At 66.4% G+C, this 5,853-nt stretch carries 2 protein-coding genes; both read left to right on the top strand.

The features are described from left to right. Positions 1-2,396, top strand: a 2,396-nt coding sequence (gene rpoB, locus ACIY1X_RS24090; protein ID WP_399685582.1) for a DNA-directed RNA polymerase subunit beta, incomplete at its 5' end; no start/stop codon positions are given. A gap of 20 nt (positions 2,397-2,416) precedes the next feature. Then, the coding region (rpoC, locus tag ACIY1X_RS24085; RefSeq protein WP_399685579.1) for a DNA-directed RNA polymerase subunit beta' at positions 2,417-5,853 on the top strand (3,437 nt) is incomplete at its 3' end.

Raw genomic sequence — 5,853 nt, 5'->3', positions numbered from 1 at the left:
AAGGCCCGAACATCGGCCTGATCAACTCGCTGGCCCTGTACGCCCGCCTGAACGAGTACGGCTTCATCGAGACGCCGTACCGCCGCGTGGTGGACGGTAAGGTGACGATGGACATCGACTACCTGTCGGCCATCGAAGAGGGCAAGTACGTCATCGCCCAGGCCAACGCGGCGCTGGACAAGGACGGTCGCCTGACCGGCGAGCTGGTGTCGGCGCGCGAGAAGGGCGAATCGATCCTGGTCAGCGCCGACCGCATCCAGTACATGGACGTGTCGCCGGCGCAGATCGTGTCGGTGGCCGCCTCGCTGGTGCCCTTCCTGGAGCACGACGATGCGAACCGCGCACTGATGGGCGCCAACATGCAGCGCCAGGCCGTGCCGGTGCTGCGCCCCGAGAAGCCCTTCGTGGGCACCGGCATCGAGCGCGTCTCGGCCGTGGACTCGGGCACCGTGGTGACCGCCACCCGCGGCGGTGTGGTGGACTACGTGGACGCCACCCGCATTGTGGTGCGCGTCAACGACGCGGAAGCGCAGGCCGGCGAGGTGGGGGTGGACATCTACAACCTCATCAAGTACCAGCGCTCCAACCAGAACACCAACATCCACCAGCGTCCGATCGTCAAGCGCGGCGACAAGATCGCCAAGGGCGACGTGATCGCCGACGGCGCCTCGACCGACCTGGGTGAGCTGGCCCTCGGCCAGAACATGCTGATCGGCTTCATGCCCTGGAACGGCTACAACTTCGAGGACTCGATCCTGATCAGCGAGCGCGTGGTGGCCGACGACCGCTACACCAGCATCCACATCGAGGAGCTGGTGGTGATGGCGCGCGACACCAAGCTGGGCGCCGAGGAAATCACCCGCGACATCCCGAACCTGGCCGAGCAGCAGCTCAACCGCCTGGACGAGTCGGGCATCATCTACGTGGGTGCCGAGGTGCAGCCGGGCGACGTGCTGGTGGGCAAGGTCACGCCCAAGGGCGAGACCACGCTGACGCCGGAAGAAAAGCTGCTGCGCGCGATCTTCGGCGAGAAGGCCTCCGACGTGAAGGACACCTCGCTGCGCGTGGACCAGGGCTCCTCGGGCACCGTGATCGACGTGCAGGTGTTCACCCGCGAAGGCATCCAGCGCGACAAGCGCGCCCAGCAGATCATCGACGACGAGCTCAAGCGCTACCGCCTGGACCTGAACGACCAGCTGCGCATCGTCGAGGCCGACGCCTTCGACCGGATCGAGAAGCTGCTGACCGGCAAGGCCGCCAACGGCGGCCCGAACAAGCTGGCCAAGGGCAGCAAGATCGACGCGGCCTACCTGGCCTCGGTCGAGAAGTTCCACTGGTTCGACATCCGCCCGGCGGACGAGGACGTGGCCGCCCAGCTCGAATCGATCAAGAACTCGATCGAGCAGCAGCGCCACAGCTTCGACCTGGCCTTCGAAGAGAAGCGCAAGAAGCTGACCCAGGGCGACGAGCTGCCGGCCGGCGTGCTGAAGATGGTCAAGGTCTACCTGGCCGTCAAGCGCCGCCTGCAGCCCGGCGACAAGATGGCCGGCCGCCACGGCAACAAGGGCGTGGTGTCCAAGATCGTTCCGGTCGAGGACATGCCCCACATGGCCGACGGCACGCCCTGCGACATCTGCCTGAACCCGCTGGGCGTGCCCTCGCGGATGAACGTCGGGCAGGTGCTGGAAGTGCACCTGGGCTGGGCCGCCAAGGGCATCGGCCAGCGCATCGGCGACCTGCTGCAGCAGCAGGCCAAGGTGGCCGAGCTGCGCAAGTTCCTGGAGCAGTTCTACAACGGCTCCGGCCGCAAGGAAGAGCTGGCCAAGCTCGGTGACGACGAGATCGTGGAGATGGCGCACAACCTGCAAAGCGGCGTGCCCTTCGCGACCCCGGTGTTCGACGGCGCCTCGGAAGAGGAAATCCGCGCGATGCTGAAGCTGGCCTTCCCTCAGGACCTCGCCAAGCTCAAGGGCCTGACCGACACGCGCACCCAGGCGTACCTGTACGACGGCCGCACCGGCGACCAGTTCGAGCGTCCCGTCACCGTCGGCTACATGCACTTCCTGAAGCTGCATCACCTGGTGGACGACAAGATGCACGCCCGCTCGACCGGCCCGTACTCGCTCGTCACCCAGCAGCCGCTGGGCGGCAAGGCGCAGTTCGGCGGCCAGCGTTTCGGCGAGATGGAAGTGTGGGCGCTGGAAGCCTACGGCGCCGCCTACGTGCTGCAGGAGATGCTCACCGTCAAGTCCGACGACGTGCAGGGCCGCACCAAGGTCTACGAAAACATCGTCAAGGGCGAGCACGCCATCGAGGCCGGCATGCCCGAGTCCTTCAACGTGCTGGTCAAGGAAGTTCGCTCCCTCGGCCTCGACATGGAACTCGAGCGTTCGTAATTGGAAGGGGAATCAGGAACATGAAATCGCTACTCGACCTGTTCAAGCAGTTCACCCCCGATGAGCATTTCGATGCCATCAAGATCGGCATGGCCTCGCCCGAGAAGATCCGCTCGTGGTCCTTCGGCGAGGTGAAGAAGCCCGAGACCATCAACTACCGGACCTTCAAGCCCGAGCGCGACGGCCTGTTCTGCGCCAAGATCTTCGGGCCCATCAAGGACTACGAGTGCCTGTGCGGCAAGTACAAGCGCCTGAAGCACCGCGGCGTGATCTGCGAGAAGTGCGGCGTCGAAGTCACGCAGACCAAGGTGCGCCGCGAGCGCATGGGCCACATCGACCTGGCCGCGCCCTGCGCGCACATCTGGTTCCTCAAGAGCCTGCCGTCGCGCCTGGGCCTGGTGCTCGACATGACGCTGCGCGACATCGAGCGCGTGCTGTACTTCGAGGCCTATGTCGTGACCGACCCCGGCATGACGCCGCTGAAGAAGTTCAGCATCATGACCGAGGACGACTACGACGCGAAGCGCCAGGAATACGGCGACGAATTCGTCGCCAAGATGGGCGCCGAAGGCATCAAGGACCTGCTCGAAGGCATCGAGCTGGACACCGAGATCGAGAAGCTGCGCGGCGACCTGACCGGCTCCGAAGTCAAGGTCAAGAAGAACTCCAAGCGCCTGAAGGTGCTGGAAGCCTTCCGCAAGTCGGGCATCAAGCCCGAGTGGATGGTGCTGAACGTGCTGCCCGTGCTGCCGCCGGACCTGCGTCCGCTGGTGCCGCTGGACGGCGGCCGCTTCGCCACCTCCGACCTGAACGACCTGTACCGCCGCGTCATCAACCGCAACTCGCGCCTGCGCCGCCTGCTGGAGCTGAAGGCCCCGGAGATCATCGCGCGCAACGAGAAGCGGATGCTGCAGGAGGCTGTCGACAGCCTGCTGGACAACGGCCGCCGAGGCAAGGCGATGACGGGCGCCAACAAGCGCGCCCTGAAGTCGCTGGCCGACATGATCAAGGGCAAGAGCGGCCGCTTCCGCCAGAACCTGCTGGGCAAGCGCGTCGACTACTCGGGCCGCTCGGTCATCGTGGTGGGCCCGACGCTCAAGCTGCACCAGTGCGGCCTGCCGAAGCTGATGGCGCTGGAGCTGTTCAAGCCCTTCATCTTCTCGCGCCTGGAAGCCATGGGCATCGCCACCACCATCAAGGCGGCGAAGAAGGAAGTCGAGAGCGGCACGCCGGTGGTGTGGGACATCCTGGAAGAGGTGATCAAGGAGCACCCCGTCCTGCTGAACCGCGCGCCGACGCTGCACCGCCTGGGCATCCAGGCCTTCGAGCCGATCCTGATCGAAGGCAAGGCCATCCAGCTGCACCCGCTGGTGTGCGCCGCCTTCAACGCCGACTTCGACGGCGACCAGATGGCCGTGCACGTGCCGCTGTCGGTGGAAGCGCAGATGGAAGCCCGCACGCTGATGCTGGCCTCCAACAACGTGCTGTTCCCGGCCTCGGGCGAGCCCTCCATCGTGCCCTCGCAGGACGTGGTGCTGGGCCTGTACTACACCACCCGCGAGCGCATCAACGGCAAGGGCGAGGGCCTGATCTTCTCCGACATCGGTGAAGTGCAGCGCGCCCTGGACGCCGGCGTGGTGGAGCTCACGGCCAAGGTGGCGGTGCGCATCACCGAGTGGGCGAAGAACAAGGACACCGGCGAGTTCACGCCCAGCACCGCGCTGGTCGACACGACGGTCGGCCGCGCGCTGCTGTCGGAGATCCTGCCCAAGGGCCTGCCGTTCTCCATCATGAACAAGGCGCTGAAGAAGAAGGAGATCAGCAAGCTGATCAACGCCTCCTTCCGCAAGTGCGGCCTGAAGGAAACGGTGGTCTTCGCTGACAAGCTGCTGCAGAACGGCTTCCGCCTGGCGACCAAGGCCGGCATCTCGATCGCCATCGACGACATGCTGGTGCCGCCGGAGAAGCAGAAGATCATCGACGAAGCCTCCAAGGAGGTGAAGGAGATCGAGCAGCAGTACGTCTCGGGCCTGGTGACGGCCGGCGAGCGCTACAACAAGGTCGTGGACATCTGGGGCCGCGCGGGTGACGCCGTCTCCAAGGTGATGATGGCCCAGCTCTCGAAGCAGAAGGTCGAGGACCGCAACGGCAAGGAAGTGGACCAGGAGTCCTTCAACTCCATCTACATGATGGCCGACTCCGGCGCCCGCGGCTCCGCGGCGCAGATCCGCCAGGTGGCCGGCATGCGCGGCCTGATGGCCAAGCCGGACGGCTCGATCATCGAGACGCCCATCACCGCGAACTTCCGCGAAGGCCTGAACGTGCTGGAGTACTTCATCTCCACCCACGGTGCCCGCAAGGGTCTGGCCGATACGGCACTGAAGACCGCGAACTCGGGTTACCTGACCCGCCGCCTGGTCGACGTGACGCAGGACCTGGTCGTGACCGAGCAGGACTGCGAGACGCACGACGGCACCGCGATGCGCGCCATCGTCGAGGGCGGCGAGGTGATCGAGTCGCTGCGCGACCGCATCCTCGGCCGCACCGCGGCCGACGACGTGCTGCACCCCGAGACGCGTGCCGTGCTGGTCAAGGCCGGCGACATGCTCGACGAGGACGCCGTGGAAGTGCTGGAAGCGGCCGGCGTGGACGAGGTGAAGGTGCGCACCGCGCTGACCTGTGCCACGCGCTTCGGCCTGTGTGCCAAGTGCTACGGCCGCGACCTCGGCCGCGGCGGCCTGGTGAACATCGGCGAAGCGGTCGGCGTGATCGCCGCCCAGTCGATCGGCGAGCCCGGCACGCAGCTGACGATGCGGACCTTCCACATCGGCGGCGCGGCCTCGCGCGCGGCGGTGGCCTCCAGCGTCGAAGCCAAGAGCAACGGCGTGATCGGCTTCAACGCCACGATGCGCTACGTGACCAACTCCAAGGGCGAGCTGGTGGTGATCGCGCGTTCGGGCGAGATCATCATCCACGACGAGCACGGCCGCGAGCGCGAGCGCCACAAGGTGCCGTACGGCGCGACGTTGACCGTCAAGGCCGACCAGCAGATCAAGGCCGGCACCATCCTGGCCAACTGGGATCCGCTGACGCGCCCGATCATCACGGAGTTCGCCGGCCAGGTGAAGTTCGAGGGCATCGAGGAAGGCGTTACCGTCGCCAAGCAGGTGGACGAGGTCACCGGCCTGTCGACGCTGGTGGTGATCGATCCGAAGCGCCGCGGTGCGGCCAAGGTCGTGCGTCCGCAGGTCAAGCTGCTGGACGCCGGCGGCAACGAGGTGAAGATCCCCGGCACCGACCACTCGGTGACGATCGGCTTCCAGGTCGGCGCCCTGATCCAGGTGCGCGACGGCCAGGACGTGGGCCCCGGCGAAGTGCTGGCCCGCATCCCGGTCGAAGGCCAGAAGACCCGCGACATCACCGGCGGTCTGCCGCGCGTGGCCGAGCTGTTCGAGGC

The sequence above is a fragment of the Xenophilus sp. genome (assembly GCF_044462705.1).
Classification (GTDB): domain Bacteria; phylum Pseudomonadota; class Gammaproteobacteria; order Burkholderiales; family Burkholderiaceae_C; genus Xenophilus; species Xenophilus azovorans.
The sequence above is the reverse complement of the archived record's forward strand: the minus strand, read 5'-3'. Positions and strand labels throughout refer to the sequence as shown.